Source organism: Leifsonia sp. A12D58, from assembly GCF_047530025.1.
Taxonomy (GTDB): Bacteria; Actinomycetota; Actinomycetes; order Actinomycetales; family Microbacteriaceae; genus Cryobacterium.
In genome coordinates this window covers 358344-376909 of record NZ_JBLJAT010000002.1, presented here as the reverse complement: position 1 = coordinate 376909, position 18566 = coordinate 358344, and the positions used below count along the sequence as shown (strand labels likewise).

The 18566-nt window shown below is 63.4% G+C and carries 19 protein-coding genes; 11 read left to right on the top strand and 8 right to left on the bottom strand.

Annotation, left to right across the window (positions count from 1 at the left end; translation table 11 throughout):
* The first annotated feature begins 4 nt into the window (after positions 1–4).
* A complete protein-coding gene (locus tag ACMT3I_RS07630; RefSeq protein ID WP_414803867.1) occupies positions 5–1096 on the top strand; it encodes an AI-2E family transporter in 1092 nt (363 codons plus the stop codon).
* Between the two features lie 69 nt (positions 1097–1165).
* Here the strand turns inward: ACMT3I_RS07630 and ACMT3I_RS07625 are convergent, their stop codons facing one another.
* Positions 1166–1804 (bottom strand): SAM-dependent methyltransferase, encoded by a 639-nt coding sequence (locus ACMT3I_RS07625; RefSeq protein ID WP_414803866.1) that lies wholly within the window; start codon positions 1802–1804, stop codon positions 1166–1168.
* Positions 1805–1853: 49 nt separating this feature from the next.
* On the opposite strand from ACMT3I_RS07625, the gene ACMT3I_RS07620 reads away from it, so the two are divergent.
* Positions 1854–2450, top strand: coding sequence for a helix-turn-helix domain-containing protein (locus ACMT3I_RS07620; protein WP_414803865.1), 597 nt, complete (start codon positions 1854–1856; stop codon positions 2448–2450).
* Between the two features lie 39 nt (positions 2451–2489).
* Here the strand turns inward: ACMT3I_RS07620 and ACMT3I_RS07615 are convergent, their stop codons facing one another.
* Positions 2490–3062, bottom strand: coding sequence for a TetR/AcrR family transcriptional regulator (locus ACMT3I_RS07615; RefSeq protein ID WP_414803864.1), 573 nt, complete (start codon positions 3060–3062; stop codon positions 2490–2492).
* A 130-nt stretch (positions 3063–3192) separates the two neighbouring features.
* Between ACMT3I_RS07615 and ACMT3I_RS07610 the strand changes: the two genes are divergently transcribed.
* Complete coding sequence (locus ACMT3I_RS07610) at positions 3193–3942, top strand: lysostaphin resistance A-like protein (RefSeq protein WP_414803863.1); 750 nt, start codon at positions 3193–3195, stop codon at positions 3940–3942.
* Positions 3943–3979: 37 nt separating this feature from the next.
* Here ACMT3I_RS07610 and ACMT3I_RS07605 read toward each other — a convergent pair whose 3' ends face one another.
* Complete coding sequence (locus tag ACMT3I_RS07605; protein ID WP_414803862.1) at positions 3980–4759, bottom strand: SDR family oxidoreductase; 780 nt, start codon at positions 4757–4759, stop codon at positions 3980–3982.
* Between ACMT3I_RS07605 and ACMT3I_RS07600 the strand changes: the two genes are divergently transcribed.
* On the top strand, positions 4758–5396 hold the full coding sequence (locus tag ACMT3I_RS07600) for a methyltransferase family protein (protein WP_414803861.1): 639 nt from the start codon (positions 4758–4760) through the stop codon (positions 5394–5396). The genes ACMT3I_RS07605 and ACMT3I_RS07600 overlap by 2 nt on opposite strands.
* A 507-nt stretch (positions 5397–5903) precedes the next feature.
* On the opposite strand, the gene ACMT3I_RS07595 is transcribed toward ACMT3I_RS07600, so the two are convergent.
* The gene (locus ACMT3I_RS07595; protein WP_414803860.1) at positions 5904–7754 is read right to left on the bottom strand and encodes a DEAD/DEAH box helicase; all 1851 of its coding nucleotides are present in this window, start codon (positions 7752–7754) and stop codon (positions 5904–5906) included.
* Between the two features lie 362 nt (positions 7755–8116).
* Between ACMT3I_RS07595 and ACMT3I_RS07590 the strand changes: the two genes are divergently transcribed.
* The 7 genes from ACMT3I_RS07590 to ACMT3I_RS07560 all read left to right on the top strand — a co-directional run bounded on the left by ACMT3I_RS07590 (position 8117) and on the right by ACMT3I_RS07560 (position 14426).
* Positions 8117–8641 (top strand): flavodoxin family protein, encoded by a 525-nt coding sequence (locus tag ACMT3I_RS07590; RefSeq protein ID WP_414803859.1) that lies wholly within the window; start codon positions 8117–8119, stop codon positions 8639–8641.
* Positions 8638–9078, top strand: a complete 441-nt coding sequence (locus ACMT3I_RS07585; RefSeq protein WP_414803858.1) for a hypothetical protein — start codon at positions 8638–8640, stop codon at positions 9076–9078. Before ACMT3I_RS07590 ends, ACMT3I_RS07585 begins: the two co-directional genes overlap by 4 nt.
* A 33-nt stretch (positions 9079–9111) precedes the next feature.
* Positions 9112–10371, top strand: coding sequence for an SLC13 family permease (locus tag ACMT3I_RS07580; RefSeq protein WP_414804036.1), 1260 nt, complete (start codon positions 9112–9114; stop codon positions 10369–10371).
* A gap of 6 nt (positions 10372–10377) precedes the next feature.
* Entirely contained in the window at positions 10378–10863 is a 486-nt protein-coding gene (locus ACMT3I_RS07575) for a universal stress protein (RefSeq protein WP_414803857.1), read from the top strand.
* Positions 10864–11054: 191 nt separating this feature from the next.
* Complete coding sequence (locus ACMT3I_RS07570) at positions 11055–12119, top strand: sensor domain-containing diguanylate cyclase (RefSeq protein WP_414803856.1); 1065 nt, start codon at positions 11055–11057, stop codon at positions 12117–12119.
* 69 nt (positions 12120–12188) lie between these two features.
* Entirely contained in the window at positions 12189–13874 is a 1686-nt protein-coding gene (locus ACMT3I_RS07565; protein WP_414803855.1) for a long-chain-fatty-acid--CoA ligase, read from the top strand.
* 66 nt (positions 13875–13940) lie between these two features.
* Positions 13941–14426: a GbsR/MarR family transcriptional regulator gene (locus ACMT3I_RS07560; protein WP_414803854.1), complete on the top strand. Its 486-nt coding sequence runs from the start codon at positions 13941–13943 to the stop codon at positions 14424–14426.
* On the opposite strand, the gene ACMT3I_RS07555 is transcribed toward ACMT3I_RS07560, so the two are convergent.
* Genes ACMT3I_RS07555 through ACMT3I_RS07540 form a run of 4 tightly spaced genes read right to left on the bottom strand, consistent with a single transcriptional unit; the run spans position 14386 to position 18366 of the window.
* On the bottom strand, positions 14386–15219 hold the full coding sequence (locus ACMT3I_RS07555; RefSeq protein WP_414803853.1) for an ABC transporter ATP-binding protein: 834 nt from the start codon (positions 15217–15219) through the stop codon (positions 14386–14388). The genes ACMT3I_RS07560 and ACMT3I_RS07555 overlap by 41 nt on opposite strands.
* Positions 15216–16247, bottom strand: coding sequence for a FecCD family ABC transporter permease (locus tag ACMT3I_RS07550; protein ID WP_414803852.1), 1032 nt, complete (start codon positions 16245–16247; stop codon positions 15216–15218). Before ACMT3I_RS07550 ends, ACMT3I_RS07555 begins: the two co-directional genes overlap by 4 nt.
* Positions 16244–17338: a FecCD family ABC transporter permease gene (locus ACMT3I_RS07545; protein ID WP_414803851.1), complete on the bottom strand. Its 1095-nt coding sequence runs from the start codon at positions 17336–17338 to the stop codon at positions 16244–16246. The genes ACMT3I_RS07550 and ACMT3I_RS07545 overlap by 4 nt, the downstream gene beginning before the upstream one ends.
* The gene (locus ACMT3I_RS07540) at positions 17335–18366 is read right to left on the bottom strand and encodes an ABC transporter substrate-binding protein (RefSeq protein ID WP_414803850.1); all 1032 of its coding nucleotides are present in this window, start codon (positions 18364–18366) and stop codon (positions 17335–17337) included. Before ACMT3I_RS07540 ends, ACMT3I_RS07545 begins: the two co-directional genes overlap by 4 nt.
* Positions 18367–18566 lie beyond the last annotated feature (200 nt).

Genomic DNA, 18566 nt, shown 5'->3' with positions numbered 1-18566 from the left:
TGACATGGTGATGACCCGACCAGACGGTAAATCCGGTAGCGCTGACGTGCCCGCGAAGAGATCGCTCAGTCCGTTTCTCTGGGGCTATGTCGTCACACTCGGTGCGGTTGGTGGGATTATCACCGGCCTCGCCCTGTACGGGCTGCGCACGATCATCTTCTCGGTGTTCCTGGCAATGTTCGCCACCGTAGGGCTCGATCCGCTTGTGCGTTTCTTTGAGCGCCGGGGAATGACACGTAGCTGGGCCGTCGTCGCCGTCATCGTCTTGATCGTCGCCGTGCTCGTCGCGATCATCTGGGTTGTCTTGCCGTTCATCTTCGAACAGCTCCGCACCCTCGCGGTCTCGATCCCGAAGGAGATCAAGCTCCTGCAGGCGCAGGGCTGGTTCGATCCCGCCAACGCCTCAAGCAACGGCATCCTGGGCACGTTGCTCAGGTTCATCGCTGACAGCGCGGCCGACCCGAAACTGTGGGCGGCACTGGGCACCGGCGCAGTTGGGCTGGGTTTCAGCGTTGTCAACGGGATAGCATCCGGATTCTTCATCGCGGTACTCACCATCTACTTCGTTGGCACGTACGACGCCACCAAAGCCACCCTGTATCGACTCGTGTCGGCGTCGCGCCGCACAACGTTCGCGAGCTACACCGAGCGCATCCTGGAGAACTTCGGCAAGTACCTCAGCGGAATGGTGATCCTGGCGTTCTTCAATGCCACATACAGCGTGATCCTCTTGCTTCTGGCCGGAGTTCCCAGTGCATTCTTCATCGGCATCATCGCCTTCTTCATCACGCTGATTCCGCTGATCGGCACCATCTTGACGACGGCGCTGATGACGATCATCGCGTTCATCCACTCTCCGGTATCCGGACTCGTGGTGCTGATCTTCATGCTCATTTACATGCAGGTCGAGGCATACGTGCTCACCCCGAAGGTGATGAGCAAGGCAGTGCACGTGCCTGGATCGGTCGTGCTCATCTCGGCCTTGGCCGGGGCGACTCTCTTCGGGTTGCCTGGCGCCCTTGTCGCCATCCCGATCTCAGCCGGCATCATCCTGATCCTCAAAGAACTGGTCATGCCGCGGAAGGACGCGACCTAGGGCTCAGATGCCCACCCGGCGAATGCTGGCCCGGCTTCCAGCTGTGTTCATTCGTCAGGCCGACAGGCTTCAGCTCGGCGTTGCGCGGCGGGCAACGACGATGGTGTCGAGAATGTCCCGTGTCTCTCCATCCGGGCTGGTCCATGTTCTGGGGCGATTCTCACACACTGTCACTGCCCATTCCGGCTCGACCAGGCCGAGCTGGTCAACGGTTTCAGGGGCCGTCGGAAAACTCACTACGTGCGGGTGACTTGAGGTGATTCCTGCCGGAACTTCGGCATGTCCGACGATCAAGAGCGTGCCGCCAGGAGCCACGGCGCTGGCGGCACTCTGGAGAATGCGTTCGCGCGGCAATTCGACGGGGGAGTGCAGGAAGTGAGCGGAGACCAGGTCGTACAGTTCGGTGGGCTCCCACGTCGACAGGTCCTGCTGCAGCCAGGTGGTCGCTTCAGCAACACCACGGGATTCGGCCTCACGACGAGCACGCTCGAGTGCAGTCGTCGAGATGTCGAGACCAGTGACCTGCCAGCCGCGCTCGGCGAGCCAGATGCTGTCTGCGCCTTCGCCGCAGCCCAGGTCGAGCGCGCGGCCGGCCGGGAGTGAGCTGGCTTCGGTGACGAGCGCTGCGTTGGGATTGCCGCTCCAGATCGAGTCACGCTCACTGTAGCGGTGTTCCCAGAAGTCGGCTGCAGACTGTTGTGGTTCCATATCCCAACTCTGAGTGATGAAGTACGATAGAGCAAATCAGTTTGCAAAAATGGCAAACTGGAAGGGGATCCCCATGGAAGCCGTACTCGAGCAGATCGGTCCGCGTCTACGCGCTGCACGACTCAAGCAGGGCTTGACGCTCGAGGAGTTGGCGACCAGAGCCGGCATGTCGAGCAGTTCGCTCTCCCGCCTCGAAAGTGGAAAGCGGCAGGCGAATCTTGAGCTCCTGCTGCCGTTGACGCGAGAACTGCGCATAGGAATCGACGAGCTGATTTCGGCTGCGGTGCCTGATCCGCGTGTCAGGCAGAATCCTGTCCGGCGTGACGGTGTGAGCATCACCGCCCTCTCGCCACAGAACGCTCCCGTGCGCACGTACAAAATGGCGTACCCGCCGCGGGCGACCATGCCGCAACCGAGGGTGCACGACGGGTACGAGTGGCTCTATGTCATCTCCGGCCAGCTTCGCCTGAAGCTCGGCGAACACGATCTCGTTCTGGAGCCAGGCGAGGCAGCGGAGTTCGACACCCGGGTGCCGCACTCGATGAACGGCGTGGGGCCCGGCCCCGCCGAGATTCTCAGTATCTTCAGCGAGGACGGTGCTCGCATCCATACCCGAGCGCAGCCGGGCGACGCGAGCGCTCCTTAGCGTTGGCTCAATGGGTTCGCGGGTCAGCCCAGTCGCGGATCACGCCAGCAGGCTGGCGATGGTCCCGTCGACGAGTGCTTCGACTGCGGATGCCGGTTGCGCGTCATAGAGAAGCTGAGCTGCCAGGCCGCCGGCGAATGCCAGTACGGCGCGCGCCAGAGCATCGTCGTCGAGCTGCGCCGTGAGTTCGCCCTCGGCCCTGCGCCACGAGAACAGGCGCACGAGGAGTGCCCTGATCGCCGCATCCGATGCGCTCAGGCGCGTGGCGATCGCTGGGTCGAATGGGGCCCGGTCGGCGAACGCGGTACCGACGACGACTGCAGCCCGGCGGTCGTCGTCAAGCGGGAGCGTCGCCATGACGAGGCCGACGAGCCATATCTCAAGTGTCGGCTGTGCCGGTTCGGCCGACGAGCCGGCGATGACCTGAGATTGAGCTCGTTCAAGCGTGGCAAGCAAGAGCGCTTCCTTGCTGGTGAATGCCTTCTGCACGGCGCCGAGAGACCAGCCTGATTCACTCGCAACCGCACGAAACGACAGCGCGGCCAGGCCATCACGGGCGACAATTCGCAGCGCGGCATCAGCGAATTCTGGCTGGCGTGCGCTGCTGTTCATGCTGTCCTCCTCGGATGAAATCTATTGTGCGATCTCACTTGCGTTCGATCTGAATACAACTGTATCCTTTCGACACATGGAATACACCCGTATTCTGCAATTCGGTCGGCACGAACCAAGGAGTCCCACGTTGTCTCACGCACCACGCGCTGCACATCCCTACCTCACCCTCGTCGGAATTACCGTCGGGCTCGTTGTTCTCCTTGGCATCGTGGGGACCATCTGCTTCATGGTGGGGCTGAGCGGCTACGCCCCACTCGCATTCGGATACATCCCGATCGCTATCGTCATCACAGTGCTGGTGACAAAGCGTCACGCCTGGGGCTCGATCGGTTTTCGCCGAGCGCGACTGGATCGCACAGCGGTCTGGGCGATCGTGTTGGCGTGCACCCTGCCGCTTGGGGTCATTCTCGGGGCTGAAGGTATCTCGGCCTCCGGTGCTGCACTCCTGATGTTTGCCGGCTTCGCTCTGCTCGTTGCCTTCGTTGAAGAGGTGCTGTTTCGCGGTGTGCTTTTCAACGCCTTCATAAGACGCGGCCCTATCGTCTCGATCCTTGTTCCCTCCATCGGCTTCGCCCTTGCGCACACCGTGACCGCCCTCTCGCCGGAGCAGGACGCGCTGGCGATGCTCCGCACCGTTGCCTTTGCCTTTGCCTTCGGCGTGATCGCAGCGCTTCTGGTGCGCCTGACCTCGAGTATCTGGCTGGCCATCGCCCTGCACGCCGTCTTCGACTTCGTCGGTTTCATCGTTGTGCCGCGCTCAAACGCCATCAGCGATCTCATCAGCATCGTTCTTGCATTCGGGGTTGCCGCAGCGCTCGTCGTCATGAGCACTCGGGTCGCTCAGCGTCGCACCGAGACGCTTGTCGCAGTCGTCTAGCCGAAACGACAGCCCGCGCGCTGTCCGCCCAGCAGGCTCAGATCGTCGTGATCAGGCCGCCATCGACGGTGACATTCGCTCCGGTGACGTTGGCTGCTCGGTCGCTGGCGAGAAAAAGCACCAGGTCGGCGATTTCAGACGGATGGCTGAACCGGCCGGTTGCTGCGCCGGCGGCGGCCGCTGCCGCGACATCCGCTGGGCTGATGCCCGTCGCTCGCGAGACAGTCTCAGCGACGCCGGTCTTGCCCAGCCAGAGATCGGTCTCGACCGGCCCGGGGCTCACGCTGTTGACGCGGATGCCACGGCCACCGAACTCCTTGGAGACAGACTTGCCGAAGTTCAGCAGTGCAGCTTTGGCCGCGCTGTAATCGATCACGGCCGGATCGGGCAACAAAGCGTTGACCGAGACCACGTTCACGATGACGCCACCACCGGCAGCGAGAAATACGGGGATGGCCGCCCGGGTGGTGCGAACAGCGGCCAGGAGGTTGAGGTTTAGTGAGGTGACCCAATCCTCGTCTGTCACCGAGAGAAACCCGCCGGTGCGCGAGGAGGCAAGCCCCACATTGTTGACCAGGATGTCGATTGAATCGCCGGCCTGCTCGATCAGTGTCGCTGCGGCATCGGGCTGCGCCAGGTCGACGGCAACGAAACGCACCTGACCCGCTCCGACGAGGTTGTGCAGCTCGTCTGACACGGCGCGGGCGCCGGCGACGACGCTGACGCCCTCGGCGACGAGTGCTCGTACGATTGCAAGCCCGATGCCCTTGCTGGCACCCGTGACCACGGCTGTTCTGCCCTGCAGATTGAGGTTCATGACGCTCCCGTCCACCAACACACGTCGTACGCGGATGTCGAAGGCCACGATCGTGCCTCTCGATATCTACAAGTTATGCCGCTGGATCCAGGCAGGGCAAGCATCCAGCGCACTCGCGACGTTCCCGTGCCGGCAACAGATCGCGATTCAGGCGTACTCTCAAAAGATGAGACGTGCGCTTGCGTTCGGTCTGGTTGTCGTGCAGATTTTGCTGCTCGTCGGGCTGGTCCTTCTGCCGCACGGGTCGATCTGGCCGACCAACGCATTCGTGGTCGCGGCGGCGCTCGTGCTTATCGTTGTCGGCGTGAGTCTGCTCATCGCCGGATCTGGGCAGCTCGGTTCAGCCCTGACAGCGAGTCCGATTCCTCAGAAGGATGCGCCGCTCGTCACCAGCGGAATCTATGGCTTCATTCGGAGCCCGATTTATACAGGCCTCATCACGGGCGGTCTCGGCCTCACCCTGCTGAGCGGTTCGCTGCTGCACGTGTTCATCTGGATCGCGCTGATTGGTCTGCTCGCGATCAAGGCGCGGTGGGAAGAGCGGATGCTCATTGCTCAGCACCCGGAATATCGACTCTATGGTGAGCGGGTCGGCCGCTTCATCCCTGGAATCGGCAGGCTGCGGCCATATCGGTGATCGACGCGGGGCCAGCTGCTTGCCGCCTTGGCTGCATAACTCCTGCAGTTTGTCGCCGATAGCTGTCTTGGTTGCATAACTCCTGCTTATTGCCGCGCCCTGTGGCTTCGCTGCCGTGTTTCCGGCGGAGTTGGGGAGCACGGCAGCGATTCTGCAGGAGTTATGCATGGCGGAGTGCCGGAGGGGATCGCTCGTGGCGTCAATTCTTGGGATCGCTGTGGCGGAGCTGCGAGGCCAGATTTTGGCTGGGTCCAGCCGACTTAATGCATAACTCCTGCTGGTTGCGACCCGAGAATATTTCTCCCCAGTGTTTCCGGGCCGGGTGCACCTCCCGAGCTTGATTCTGCAGGAGTTATGCTCGCTGAGGCGGGGAGATCGGATTGCAGGGGCTGCGACTCAGGCGACGAGGCGACTCAGCCGACGCATCGACTCACCCCAGCACCCCTCAGACGCAAAATCGCCCCTGAGAACTGAATCTCAGGGGCGATTTCTACGTACAAGCGTGAGCTAGTAGCGCGGCCTGCGCTCTGCACGGTCGGCACGCTCTTCGCGACGCGGTCCGCCGGTCGTGTCCGGCTGCATTTCAATGAGCTTGCCACTGATGCGGGTGTTCTCCAGCTTGGAGAAGACATCCTTGGGCAGGTCAGCGGGCAGTTCGACCAGCGAGAAGTCGGGCAGGATCTGGATAGCACCGAAGTCTTCGCGGCTCAGGCCACCTTCGTTGGCGAGGGCTCCGACGATCTGGCGGGGCTCCACCTTCTGGCGCTTGCCGACCTCGAGGCGGTATGACGCCATCGCACGGTCGGGGTTGCGCGGGCGACGCTCCGGACGCTCGCTGCGTACAGCGCGGTCGCCGCGGTCCCAACGGTCGTCACTGCGACGGTCGTCGCGGCCACGCGGTGCGCGGTCGCCACGATCTGAACGGTCACCGCGGTCGTTGCGGTCGGCACGCTCGCGGTCACGATCGTCGCGGTCGAAGCGCTGCTGATTGCGCACATCCTGCGCATTGAGCAGCAACGGGGTGTCGCCCTGGCCGACGACAGCGATAGCCGCGGCCACGTCGGCCTCCGGCACGTCGTGGTGCTGGATGTAGTGGTTGATGATGTCGCGGAATGTGCTGATGCGCTCGGTCTGGTTGAGTGCCTCAGTGATGGCGTCATCGAAGCGCGCCAGACGCGTGACGTTGACGTCTTCGACGCTCGGGAGCTGCATCTGCGTAATCGACTGGCGGGTGGCCTTCTCGATCGCGCCGAGCATGCGGCGTTCGCGAGGGGTTACGAAGCTGATCGCGTCGCCGGTGCGTCCTGCACGGCCGGTGCGGCCGATGCGGTGCACGTACGACTCGGTGTCGATCGGCAGGTCGTAGTTGACGACGTGGCTGATGCGCTCCACGTCGAGACCGCGAGCCGCGACATCCGTTGCAACCAGGATGTCGAGCTTGCCCGACTTGAGCTGGTTGACGGTGCGCTCACGCTGAACCTGGGCAACGTCACCGTTGATGGCTGCAGCTGAGTAGCCACGTGCACGCAGTTTCTCGGCGAGAGTCTCTGTTTCGTTCTTGGTACGAGTGAAGACGATCATGCCCTCGAAGTTCTCGACCTCGAGGATGCGCGTGAGTGCGTCGACCTTCTGCGGGTACGACACCATCAGGTAGCGCTGCGTGATGGTCGACGAGGTCGTGGTCTTGTTCTTGACCGTGATCTCTTCTGGGTCGTTCAGGTACTGCTTGGAGATGCGACGGATCTGTGCCGGCATCGTGGCAGAGAACAGTGCGACCTGCTTGTCGGATGGAGTGTCGGCAAGGATCGTTTCGACGTCTTCGGCAAAGCCCATCTTGAGCATCTCGTCAGCCTCGTCAAGCACGAGGTACTTGAGCTCGGTGAGATCGAGGGTGCCCTTGGCGAGGTGGTCCATGATGCGGCCGGGCGTACCGACGACAATGTGAACGCCACGGCGCAGCGCGGACAGCTGGACGCCGTAACCCTGGCCACCGTAGATGGGAAGAACGTGAACACCCTTGAGATGTGAGGCGTACTTTTCAAACGCTTCACAGACCTGCAGGGCGAGCTCGCGGGTCGGCGCGAGAACGAGGGCCTGCGGCGACTTCTGCGAGAGGTCGAGGCGGGAGAGGATGGGCAGCGCGAAAGCTGCAGTCTTGCCGGTACCGGTCTGGGCGAGGCCCACGACGTCACGACCTTCAAGAAGCAAAGGGATAGTTGCGGCCTGGATGGCCGACGGGGTTTCATAGCCGACGTCTTTAAGCGCCTTCAGTACGGAATCGGAGAGCCCAAGTTCGGAGAAGGGCTTTGTGTTGCTGGCAGTTTCTGCCTCGCTTGTCGCGGATGTTTCAGACGTCATTCTCTCTAGGCTAGTGCGTCAGCATGTGTATATACCGCGTGAAAGCGTGGATATCAAAGTGTTTGGCGAGAAAGTGGCCGAATTGACGCGTGATTGTGAGCAAATCGTGAGTCGGTAGCGCTACTCGATGAGTGCGATGACGAACAAGATGATGGCCCGGATGACTGCGGACGGACCGCTTCTCGACCCTGAACGAGTGCGATCTGCGTTCTGGATTCGCCGTGCGCTCCCACAGGGTAATTCTGACCACGACCGAATAACTGCGGCGATCAGCATCTCCGTTATTCTCTCTCGCCATGGAACACTCGACGCGGTAGCGTCGGCTCCATCAGCTTTTCCGGCCGAACAATTGGAGGAGTGCCATGCGCGCACTCGTGGTCTTTGAATCGCTCTGGGGTAACGTCGAAAATATCGCCAGGGTGATCGCAGACGTGCTCGACGAAACGATGATCGTGGAGCTTGTGATCACCGATTCAGCACCCTCCGATATCGACGGATTCGACCTGGTCGTGGTTGGCGCTCCGACCCACCGACAGTCGATGTCGCGTCCGGCAACCCGCGAGGAAGCCCAGGGCGCTTATGGTGCTCCATACGTGCCGGCCCGCGGCGTCCGCGAATGGCTGTACGACCTGCAGGAGCCGCACACGAAGGCGATCGGTCTGGCATTCGACACACGGATGAATGAACCTCGGCTGCCCGGGTCTGCCGGGAAAGCCATCAGGTACGAGTTGCGAAGCCTTGGGCTCGACACCCCGGTCAAGGCAGAGACCTTCAGGGTCGCCACATACGGTGGCCCGTTGCTCGACGGTGAGCTCGAACGGGCAGTAGCCTGGATCAGGGCAGTGGTCGCCGGACCGTCCGCTCAGATCGGGAGAACCGAATCGTGACAAACCATACGCGCCACAAGCCCGCGCAAGCCTCCTCCGTGCTGCGCACCATCGGCCGCATCATCCTTGGGCTCTTTCTGGTGTTCGCCGGAATCAGTCACCTCACCTTCGCCAGGCAGGAGTTCGCCGCTCAGGTTCCTGACTGGGTGCCGGCCGATACCGATGCTGTGGTGCTGGCCTCGGGTGTCGTCGAGATCTCGCTCGGGGGAGCGCTGCTGCTTCTGCGGCAGCGTCGTGTCACCGTCGGCTGGCTGGTTGCCGCATTCTTCGTCGCGGTCTTCCCCGGCAATATCTCGCAGTTCGCCACCCATAGCGATGCATTCGGACTGGACTCGGACCGCGCGCGCGGCATCCGTTTGCTGTTCCAACCGCTTCTGGTGCTCTGGGCGCTGTGGAGCACCGGCGCATGGAAGGCATGGCGTAACCGCACACGCTGACTCCGGCGCGACGAGCAGATCTAGCGAGGTGTCATCCTGAACCCTGTCGCCGCTGAGATCCTGTCCGTTGCGCTCCTGTTTGCCGTACTGGTGGCCGCCGTCGTACGGCCGTGGGGCTTACCGGAGGCCGTCATCGCAGTGCCTGCAGCGCTGGTGCTCGTGGTTGTCGGTGCAGTGGCGCCAGCGGATGCCTGGCAGCAGACGGCGACGTTACTGCCGGTCGTCGGGTTTCTGGCCGCGATCCTCGTGATCGCTCAGCTGTGCGCAGATGACGGACTCTTCACTGCGGCGGGGGACGTGATGGCTCGCCTGTCTGGCGGCAGCCCCGTTCGTCTACTCGGCGGAGTGTTTGTGATCGCCGCCTTGACGACTGCTGTGTTGAGTCTGGACGCGACAGTCGTGCTGCTCACCCCGGTGGTCTTTGCAACGACGGCGCGGGTCGGCGCTCGCCCGCGGCCGCACGTGTTTGCGACGGCCCACCTTGCCAACTCTGCATCACTGCTGCTTCCTGTTTCGAACCTGACCAACCTGCTCGCGTTCGCGGCCAGTGGGCTTGCGTTCATCCACTTCGCCGCCCTGATGGCTCCGAGCTGGCTGCTGGTGATCGGCATCGAATACCTGGTTTTCCGGCGCTACTTCCGGGCTGATCTGGGTGCCGTGGCGATCCAGACGGTGCAGCCGGCCGCACCGAAGGTGCCCGCGTTCACTCTCTGCGTGCTCGTTGCGACGCTCGCCGGATTCGTCGTGTGTTCTTTCGTCGGGCTCGACCCCGTTTGGGCCGCACTGGCCGGTGCCAGCATCCTGGCTGCTCGGGCGCTCGGTCGGCGACAGACAAGCATCCGTGCGGTGCTGCTGGCGATCAACCCGCTGTTCTGCCTCTTTGTACTTGCCCTCGGCATTGTCGTCACGGCCGTCGTCGACAACGGTCTCGGCCAGGCCGCCAGCGCTGTCTTGCCTGCCGGCTCAAGCCTGTGGGCGTTGCTGGCTGTGGCGGGCATCGCGGCGGTGCTGGCCAATCTCATCAATAACCTGCCGGCAATTCTGGTGCTGTTGCCGATTCTGGCGCCGGGCGGTGCTGGTCCGCTGCTGGCTGCGTTGATCGGCGTGAACCTCGGCCCCAATCTCACCTATGTCGGCTCCCTGGCCACGCTGCTCTGGCGCCGCATCCTGCGTGAGTATGACGCTGATGCCAACCTGGCCGATTTCACCAGGCTCGGTTTCATCACTGTTCCCGCTAGCGTGATCGTCGGCGTGCTGGCACTGTGGGGAATGCTGCAGTTGACCGGAGGGTGAAGCATCGTGGCAGTTGTCGTCTGGATCACCGAGAACACCTGGCGGGCCGCCGTCGACGCGGCGAGCAGCTACGCAGAGTCCGGCAGCGACATCATCCTCGTTCACGTGCGAGCGGACGACGTCGCGCAGTCGGTGCACGGAGCATTCGCCGGCCTGCTCGGGCGTGGCCGGCCCGACCGGGATCCGGGTCGGCAGGTCGAAACATTGTCAGTTGAGGCCGCGCGTGCCCTGCTCGAGCGTGCCGCAGAACGGTTGGGCTATCCGGCTGCCCGGCGCGAGCTGCACGGCCGAGTCGAACGTGAAGTGGTGCAGGCAGCGGATGGCGCCGAACTGCTCATCTGCGTGCGCGACGGCGACCGCTCGCGGCTGGGTCCGCACAGCCTCGGCCCAGCGACCCGCTTCGTCGTCGATCATGCGCCGTGCCCGGTGTTGCTGGTCTGGCCAGAACCGGCTCCCGGCCTGACCTCGATTCCGGCGCCGCCGCCGGATTGAGCTGCGTGCGGACGCCTCAGATGTGATCGCTGCGCTCGCGGCGAGCGGCACGGTTCAGTACGCCCCGCGTGTTGAAGAAACAGCAGGTCAGAGCGCCATGACGGGCGCATGACGAATTGCAGCGCGACGTCAGGATGTCGTCACTCGCGCGTTCGGCATTGACGTCCGAGATCGCATGAGAGCATGGAGAGATGGAATCCGTGCTCGCCCAGCTCTCGCACACCGTCACGGCAGCGGACTCGTTCGAAGAGCTCACTCGCCCGATGCTTGAGATGCTTGCAGCGGTCACCGGACTCGAGTCCACCTATCTGACCACGATCGATCGATCGGCAGACAATCAGCACGTACTGTTCGCGCGCAACGTCGGTGGAATTCAGGTTACTGAAGGGCTCGACGTGCCGTTTTCTCAGAGCGTCTGCAAGCGAGCCCTCGATGAAGAGGTCGTCTATGCATCAGATGTCGCGACCCGTTGGGCCGACAATGAGCTGGCAGCGCAGATCGGCATCCAGACCTACTTCAGCGTGCCGATCACCACAGTGAGCGGCGGTCTGTACGGAACGCTGTGTGGCATCAGCGGCACCCCCGTGGCAGAGAAGCCGAATGCTGAGTCAGTACTGCGGCTCTTTGCCCAGCTGCTCGCCCAGAACATCGAGCGTGAGCTGATGTACGCGCAGCTGCAGGGCATGAATGCCGAGCTCGAATCGCACGCCTCGACCGATGCGCTCACCGGGCTGCCCAACAGACGCACGCTGATCGACGCCCTGCGACGGATGCTGGCCACCGGCGAGCGTGACGACCGCGGCGTGCTTGTCGGGTTCATTGACCTCGACGGCTTCAAGGTCATCAACGACGAGCATGGCCACGACATCGGAGACGAGTTTCTGGTCGCGATGGCCCGGCAGCTAGGCAGAGAGCTGCGCGAAGGTGACATGCTGGCCAGAATCGGTGGCGATGAGTTCATCGTGATCGGGTGGGGGCCGGTGACCACGGCATCCGCGGTGTCAGCCGATTCGGCTGGGGCCAGGTCCGCCGATGCAGATGCGTCAACGTCGGCGCTGGCCGCGCGGCTGGGCGAGCGCACAATCGGTCGATTCGAACTGTCGAACCACCTGATCGACTACGCCGGCGCCAGTGTCGGCGTTGTGTCGATCGCTCCGGGATCGGCGACCGCCGAAGAGGCGCTCCGCCAGGCCGACGCACGGATGTATGCCGTGAAGCGGGAACGCAAGGCGCTGCATGCCTCGATGGGGCTCTAGCGAGGGTTTACCCAACTTCTCGTGACCGTGCCGAGTGGTGCCGGCACGCGGAAGGCGGGAAGATGAATCATGGCAACTACTGAACGACCCTGGCTGAAGAACTACCAACCGGGGGTTCCCGCCGACATCGAGCTGCCCACCGAATCACTCGTTGCGATGCTTGAGCGGTCTGTGGCAGAGGCTGGCGACCACCCCGCAATGGAATTCTTCGGTCGCCGCACCAGCTATACAGAGCTCGGCGAGCAGATCGATCAGGCGGCAGAAGGCCTGCGTACGCTCGGCGTGCGTGCCGGTGACCGAGTCGCGCTTGTGCTACCGAACTGCCCGCAACACGTTGTCGCCTTTTATGCCGTGCTGCGCCTGGGCGCCGTTGTGGTTGAACACAACCCGCTCTACACCGCGCGCGAGCTTCGTCACCAGTTTGAAGACCACCAGGCCAGAGTCGTGATCGTCTGGGACAAGGCGGCAGCGGCCATCCGTTCGTTCCCCGCCGACATCAAGATTGATCATGTCGTCAGGGTGAACCTGCTCGAAGCCTTCCCCACGGTGAAGCGCCTCGCTCTCAACCTGCCGGTCAAAAGTCTCCGGGAGTCGAAGGCGGCACTCACGGGTGCGGCACCCGGAACTATCGCGTGGAAAGACCTGCTGAGCCACGGGCGCATCGACCCTGAGCACCCGCGTCCGAGTGTCGATGACCTCGCTGCGATCCAGTACACCTCTGGCACCACGGGGCAGCCCAAGGGTGCGATGCTCACGCACTTCAACCTGTACTCCAATGCGCTGCAGGGGGAGGCGTGGATGCATGGTGCCGAGTATCGCAAGGAGATCTTCTATGCGATCCTGCCGATGTTCCACGCATTCGGGATGACGCTGTACCTGACCTATGGCGTCCGTAAGCAGGGCATGCTCGTGCTGTTCCCGAAGTTCGATCCCAAGCTCATCCTCGACGCAATGAAGAAGTCGCCGGCCACGGTGTACTGCGCGGTGCCGCCGATCTACGAGCGCACAGCGCGGGCCGCACAGGAGCGAGGAATCTCGCTCAAGTCGTGTAAGTACTGCATCTCCGGTGCGATGAACCTGCCGGACCACGTCGTGGAGCTGTGGGAGTCAGTCGCCGGCGGTCTGCTCGTCGAGGGATACGGCATGACGGAGTCATCGCCTGTCGCGATGGGTAACCCGTTCTATCCGACGCGGCGCACCGGCACGATCGGCGTGCCATTCCCGTCGACCCAGATGATGGTCGTCTCGCTCAACGATCCCACTGTCGAGGTCCCGCAGGGCGAGCCGGGCGAATTGCTGCTCAAGGGCCCGCAGGTCTTCCAGGGCTACTGGAACAGGCCGGATGAGACGGCGAAGACATTGTTGCCCGGCGGCTGGCTGCGTACCGGCGACATCGTGACCGTCGACGAAGACGGCTTCACCACCATCGTCGATCGTGCCAAGGAGCTCATCATCACCGGCGGATTCAACGTCTCGCCGTCCGAAGTTGAGGCCGCTTTGCGCACGCATCCGGATATCGTCGACGCCGCGGTGTTCGGTAAGCCGCTTGAACGCGGCGGAGAGATGGTTGTCGCGGCGGTCGAGCTGAAGCCCGGTGCCGCGTTTGACGAGAACGCGTTGCGAGACCACTGCCGTGATCTCGTTGCCGCATACAAGGTGCCGCGTCGAATCGTGCAGATCCCCGACCTGCCGCGCTCGATGCTCGGCAAGGTGCTGCGCAAGAACGTGCGCGACGAGGTGCTGCCGCAGCTGTAGGGCAGGGCGTTGGGAGCGTACACCTGTCAGCGCTCCGCGCGACTGCAGCGCTGTTAAGCTGTGCACGTGGCCACTGATCAATTTGTTGAGTCGTTCGTTGAGAGATTCGCGAACTACTGGCAGACGCGTGGGGCGCCACGGATCGAGGGCCTGATCGCCGGGTATCTGTTGATTAACGACTCGCCGGGCGTCAGCGCCGCCGAGTTGGCTGAAGCGCTTGATGTGAGCCGGGGAGCGGTGTCGAACTACACTCGCAGGCTTGTCGACCTGGGCTTCGTGCGTCGGGTGCGAAAGCCGGGCGATCGCGCGCACTATTTTGTGATGGATGCTGACGTGTGGGGAGGCTTCCTCGAGAGCGAACACAGTTACCTCGAGAGCCAGCGAGGCCTGGCGACCGAGGCGTTGTCCCACGTCGAACCGGGCAGCCCCGCCTATCAGCGCGTGCTGAACATGCGCGACTACATGGGCTGGATCATCGACAACAGGATGCTGCGCAGCGAGTGGACCCGATTCAAGACCGAACGGGATGCCGCGCAGCCGGACCAGCTGTAACCCTAGCCAGCGGTACGACCATCGGCGACCCACTCTGGGCATCCGTCACGATCTCGCACCTGAGCGAGAACACGTCGTGCACCAATTGGGCGGTCAGGATGTCGTGCGGCTTGCCCTCAGCGACGATGCTGCCTGCGTCCATCACGACCAGACGCGACGCGTAGCGTGCTGCCTGATTGAGATCGTGCAGCACCGCAACAACTGTGCGGCCGCTGGCCTGCATGTCCTGACAGAGGTGCAGTAGCTCTATCTGGTGAGCGATGTCGAGGAACGACGTCGGTTCGTCGAGCAGCACGTACTCGGTGTCCTGGCTGAGAACCATGGCCAGCCACACGCGCTGGCGCTGCCCGCCAGACAGCTCAGAGACAAACTGGTCGGTGAGGTCAGACACCCCGGTCGACGCCATCGCCCTGTCGATGATCTCTGAATCACCGGGCAACCACTGGCGGAGGAGCGAGTGGTACGGATACCGCCCCCTGGCCACGAGATCTCGCACCTTCAGAGTGTCGGGTGCGATCGGCTCCTGCGGCAGTAGTGCTAGTCGACGAGCCAGTTCCTTCGGCCGGTAGCTGTCGAACGGGCGCCCATCCAGGCTGAGCGTGCCTGAAGTCGGACGCAGCGTGCGAGACAGGGCGCGCAACAGGGTCGATTTGCCGCACCCGTTCGGCCCGATGATTGCGGTGAACTCGCCATCGGGCACGGTGAACGAGAGACCGGTCGAGACCACGCGCTTGTCGTAGCCCAGGGTGAGGTTCGAGGCCCGTAGCCCCGAATTGCTTGTGGGATGGCTCATACGCGCCCCTTCTTCCATTCGTGGATGAGCAGGTAGCCGAGGTAGAGGCCACCGACACCGGCGGTGAGCACGCCGACCGGCAGACCATCGGCCCAGTCGAGCTGCTGCACGGACAGGTCGGCAACGACCATGATCAGTGCGCCGGTCAGAGCGGATGCGACGAGATTGGCGCCGGGGGAGCGGGTGGCTCGTTTGGCAATCTGCGGGGCAGTGAGCGCTACGAATGCGATCGGTCCTGCGGCGGTGACGGCACCGGCGGCGGCCACAACCGAGAGCAGGATGGCGATCGTGCGCGTGCGACCGCTCCGGGCCCCGAGAGAATCGGAGAGCGAGTCTCCCATCTCCATCAGCCGAAGATCACCGGAGAGCGCTGCTGATGCCGGCACGACGACGAGCAGCGTCGCACCGAGAACCAGCGCGTCATTCCAGTTAGCCGCGTTGAGCGAACCGGCCAGGTATGCAGCCAGCTGTGAGGCCTGGTCGCGAAGTCCGATGCTCACCACGTACTGGGTGATGGCGAATGCGATGGCAGAGACACCAATGCCGGCAATGATGACTCTGGCCGGGGACGCAAAGCCACGCCCGGTCGACAGGTGAACGATGACGATCGCCAGTGCCGCGCCGGCCAATGCACCGATCGGGGTAGGGATCAGGCCGTTCAAGAACAGGGTGCTCACTGCGACACCGGCACCTGCACCGGCGCCGAGCCCGATGATATCCGGGCTACCGAGCGGATTGCGCGTCACCGTCTGGAACAGGGTTCCGGCCAGGCCGAGGGCTGCGCCGACCCCGATCGCGGTGACCAGACGTGGGCCGCGCAGTCGTTCGAGCACAAAACCGGTTTTGCCGGTCGGTGTGTGCAGAAGGGACGCGAAGAGATCGGGCAGGGCGATGCCGAGGGATCCGAGCGTGAGCGTGGCGATGGATGCCCCGACAATGAGGATCAGGATCGCGCAGCAGTAGCCGAGCGCGCGGGACTGTACAGGCAGCGCGATGCCGGTACCGAGCTTCAGAATGCGGGCCGTCATCTGGCGACCCAACCTCGGCGCACGGCGACGAGCAGGAAGGGAGCGCCGACGATAGCGGTGACCACGCCGACCATCAATTCCTCGGGGCGCGCGATCACTCGGCCGATGACATCCGCGAACAACAGCAGGGAACCGCCGAGCAGGACGGAGACCGGCAACTGCCAGCGATGGTCGACACCCACGAGGGAACGCACTATGTGCGGAACAGCAAGGCCGACGAAAGCGATCGGGCCGACGGCAGCGGTGGCAGCAGCGCTCAACAACGCAGCCGCCAAAATGCCACCGCCACGCACCAGCGGCACGCGCACGCCGAGCGCCGTTGCAACGTCGTCGCCGAGCGCGAGGGCGTTGAGGCCAGAGGCGAGAACCGCGGCGAGGATGAAGCCCACAATGAGAACCGGGGCAACGGCCGCTATCGTGTCGAAGCCGCGGCCCGACAACGCGCCGATTACCCAGTGTCTGAATGAGTCGAATACCTCTGGCCGGGTGAGCGTCATCGCTTGGATGTATGCGCCGAGAACCGCGGCAACCACCGCACCGGTCAGGATGAGGGGTACGACGCTGCCTCCCGTGCCGCGACCACCGATCGCATAGACGAGGAACACGGTCAGCAGTGCACCTGGCAGTGCGATCCAGACGGTGCTTGCGCCGCCGACGAAGCCGAAGAACGCGGTGGCTGTCACGATCGCTGCTGAGGCTCCGACGGTGATGCCAAGCAGGCCGGGGTCGCCGAGGGGATTGCGGGTGATGCCCTGGATGAGCATCCCGGCTACAGCGAGTGCAGCGCCGACGAGCACGCCGAGGATGGTGCGGGGGATCCGGCTCGCCACTACGGAACGCAGATAGTCGTCGCCGGTGCCCGAGAGAGCAGAGGCGACGTCACTCACGCTGGTCGCCTTGCTTCCGGCAACCAGACTGATCGCCGAGAGGGCTAACAGGGCAAGGGCGGCGAGTGTGATGACAACGATGGGGCGAAGCGCTGATGCACGGACGGCGGGTGTTGGTCGACCGACCGGTGAGGGCACGGCGAGCACCGGGACGGGAGACAGAATCATCCCAGCCTCGTCGGTGTCGCCGTGCCCTGCGCTCACTTGGCGAGCGTCGCTATGGCGGTGTTGATCAGTGGGACGTAGCGCTCGAGCGCCCAGGGCACGGTAAGCGGGTTGATGATCGAAGAACCGGTGACGAACGGCTGGTCGGTCGGCGCAACGATAGAACCGCGTGCAATGGCCGGGATGTTCTGGTAGAGCTCCTGCGATTCGATCTCACTGCGATTGTCGGCATCCGAGTAGAAGGTGAAGAGCAGATCGGAACCCTTGAGCAGGTCGGCATTTTCGAGACCGATCACTGACGAGTCGGTGCCCTCGGTTTCGTCGAGGGTGTCGACGACCGGATCGACCTGGAGCCCAAGTGCCCGAACCATTGCCACCCGCTGTTCATCGGCAAGGAAGACACCGAGGGTGCCCGGGCCGGTGTTGTAGATGAACGAGAAGGTCACGTCGGTGAACTCAGGGTGCGCGGCTGTTGTCTCGGTGAACTGCGTCTTGATGTCGTCAATCAGCGTCGCAGTCTCAGCACTCTTGCCCAGAGCCGTACCGATGACGTTCATCTGTTCTTCCCAGGTGATGGTCCACGGCTTCTCTTCGTATGCGACAGTCGGTGCGATGTCGGCCAGGACGTCGTACTGTTCCTGCGTCACTCCAGACCAGGGAGCGAGGATGAGATCGGGCGCCAGCTCGACGATGGCTTCGATGTCGAGCTCTGTGCCGCCGGTGAACTGGGTCGGCAGTTCTGCGCCCTGCTCGGTGACCTCGTCGTAGATCCACGGCAGGTAGCCGGTGTCGTCGCTACCCCAGGTGTATTCCTCGATCCCGACCGGAATCGAGCCGAGGGCAATCGCGGTCTCCGCCGATCCCATGCCGAGGGTGACGATGCGTTCTGGCTGTTCAGTGATAACCGCGGTGCCCAACGCATGGGTGATGGTCACCGTTTCGAAATCGCTGGGTGAACTGCTGCTTACATTTGTCGTGGATGCGCAGGCGGACAGGGCCAGTGCGCCTGCCAACACGCTGGCGACGACGGGAGTGCGGCGCAGGGAACGCGCGAGTGCGGTGTGCATAAATGCCTCTCAGAAAAAGATGATGACGGGTAGGGCAGGAGCGAAAGAACTGCTCTGTGTCGGAGTCAGGCGAGCGATCAGCTCTAAGATCTAATAAGGCAAGCCTAACCTGACTTCAGGGTATAGTTTCACACAGGTTGAAAGTTCAGGAAATCGCTCGGCGACTCCTGGCACCCGCCTTCTGCGCCCCTGATCGCTCA